At 49.8% G+C, this 2,504-nt stretch carries 2 protein-coding genes; both read left to right on the forward strand.

The genetic code is table 11. The annotated features are described in order from the left end of the window. Nucleotides 1–186: 186 nt before the first annotated feature. Entirely contained in the window at nt 187–1,746 is a 1,560-nt protein-coding gene (gene istA / locus INF30_RS14510) for an IS21 family transposase (protein ID WP_226395714.1), read from the forward strand. Nucleotides 1,747–1,752: 6 nt separating this feature from the next. After that, nucleotides 1,753–2,504, forward strand: a 752-nt coding sequence (locus INF30_RS14515; protein ID WP_226395715.1) for an ATP-binding protein, incomplete at its 3' end; no start/stop codon positions are given.

Raw genomic sequence — 2,504 nt, forward strand, 5'->3', positions numbered from 1 at the left:
TTGAGTATTCCGGGCGGTTTTACACCTCAATTCCGGAGATTGGAAACCGGCGTTCCGATGTGAAGGAAACCGCACTTCCGTTTTAATGGAAACCTGTATTCCGGAGTCATGGAAACCGCATCTTTTTTCCTTATAATGTATGTATGCGTCACTTGACGTAAATACATTTTAAGGAGGTCAGCTGTTATGACCAAATATCGTGAGATCATCAGGCTTGCCAGTCTGAATCTCAGTCAAACAAACATCGCACTTAGCTGTGGTGTGTCCAAGAAAACGGTCAATAAGGTTTTAAAAGCTGCCAGAGAAAAAGGAATCTCATGGCCGCTTAACCCAAACCAGACCGATGCAGAGATTGAGCAACTTCTGTTTCCGAAGAAGAACAGTCCTGCGTCTCAGTCAAACAGGCGCATGCCGGATTATGCGCATATCCGCAAGGAGCTTCTCCGTAATGGGGTGAATAAGAAACTCCTCTGGACGGAATACCTCGAGGAATGCCGCCTTTCCGGAGACGAGCCGCTTATGTATTCACAGTTCTGCTATTACATCCAGCAGGACGAGCAGAAGCGCCGCGCCACCATGCATATCAACCGTAAGCCTGCGGAGCAGGTTGAGGTTGACTGGGCCGGAGATCCGGCACACATTATTGACCCGGATACCGGCGAGATCCTGGATGCCCACATTTTCGTAGGGGTGATGACTTACAGCCAGTACCCATATGTTGAGGCATTCATGGATGAAAAACAGCCTTCATGGATCGCAGCACATGTTCATATGTACGAATACTTTGGCGGTGTCGCAAAGATCCTCGTGCCGGATAACTGCCGTACTGCTGTGGACCACAACAAGGGGTGGAAAGATCAACGGATCAATGCAGTCTATCAGGAAATGGCAGAACACTATGGCACTGCGATTATTCCAGCCCGCATTCGGACCCCTCGCGATAAAGCAAATGTCGAAGGCAGTGTGGGGAATATTTCCACCTGGATTACAGCAGCCTTGCGTAATGAACAGTTCTTCTCCCTCAGTGAGTTAAACCGGGCAATCCGTCAGAAGCTGGAAGTTTTCAGCCACCGCCCTTTCCAAAAGAAAGAGGGCAGCCGGTACGAGATCTTCCGCGACGAAGAACTGCCACTCCTGGCACCTTTACCTGCTACCCCATATGAACTGGCGGAATGGAAACAAGCCACCGTTCAGTTCAATTATCACATATCCTTTGCCGGAATGCTATACTCAGTTCCTTATGAATATATAAAGCGCAAAGTTGATGTAAGGGTTACAGATAAAACGATTGAGATTTTTTACAATCACAACCGGATCGCATCCCACCGGCGTTTGTATGGCCGTAAAGGGCAGTACAGTACGGTTACAGAACACATGCCGGAATCCCATCAGCAGTATCTGGAATGGAACGGTGACCGTTTCCGCAAATGGGCGGAGCGGATTGGCTCCAACACCAGTCAGGTAGTTGACGCGATCCTTACCTCCAAGCGTGTAGAACAGCAGTCCTACCGCAGTTGTATGGGGCTTCTGAAACTGGCCGACAAGTATTCTGCCAGCCGTTTGGAAGCTGCCTGCCGGAAAGCCCTCTCCTTTACGGCTGCTCCCAGCTATAAGAGTATCAAAAACATCCTTGATACCGGGAGCGACCTGCTGGAGGCATCGGACAAAGCAGCAACAGGCAGCCATACAGAACCGTCAAAGAGCAGCCATGCGCTTACAAGAGGCGCAGATTACTACAGGAGGTAAGGAACCATGACCACACAAAGCACGATAGATAAACTCATTGAAATGCGCCTGACTTCTATGTCGGATGCATTCCGCACTCAGCTTGAAGATCCCAAAATGAAGGAGATCCCTTTCGAGGACCGCTTCGGGATGCTGGTGGACATCGAATACAGCAACCGCAAGAGCAACAGCCTGAAACGCCTGATACGGGGTGCCGGGTTTGACCAGCCGGATGCCTATATTGGAGATATCAATTATACTTCCGGACGCAAGTTGAACCGATCTTTGATTGAACGGCTTGCAACCTGTGAATATATCACAGAGCACAGGAACCTCTTTATCACCGGAGCTACCGGTAGCGGGAAGACCTATCTGGCCTGTGCGTTTGGGATGGAAGCCTGCAAGCAGCGTTACAAGACGAAATATGTCCGGCTTCCGGATCTGCTTCTTGAGCTGGAGCTGGCACGTAATGACGGCACATACAAAAAAGTTCAGGCGAAATATGCCAACCCGATCCTGCTGATCATTGATGAATGGCTTCTGTTGAAACCCACGGAAGCGGAACAGCATGATATACTGGAACTTCTCCACAGAAGACGCAGGAAATCATCTACCATCTTCTGTTCGCAGTATGATTCCAATGGCTGGTATGACCAGCTTGGTGGCGATGACAGCCCTCTGTCGGAAGCCATCCTGGACCGCATCAAGCATGATGCATACAAGATCAACATCGTCCCGACGGATCCGGCGAATTACAGATCCATGCGGGAGGTATATGG

Source organism: Claveliimonas monacensis, assembly GCF_014982975.1.
Classification (GTDB): Bacteria; Bacillota; Clostridia; order Lachnospirales; family Lachnospiraceae; genus Claveliimonas; species Claveliimonas monacensis.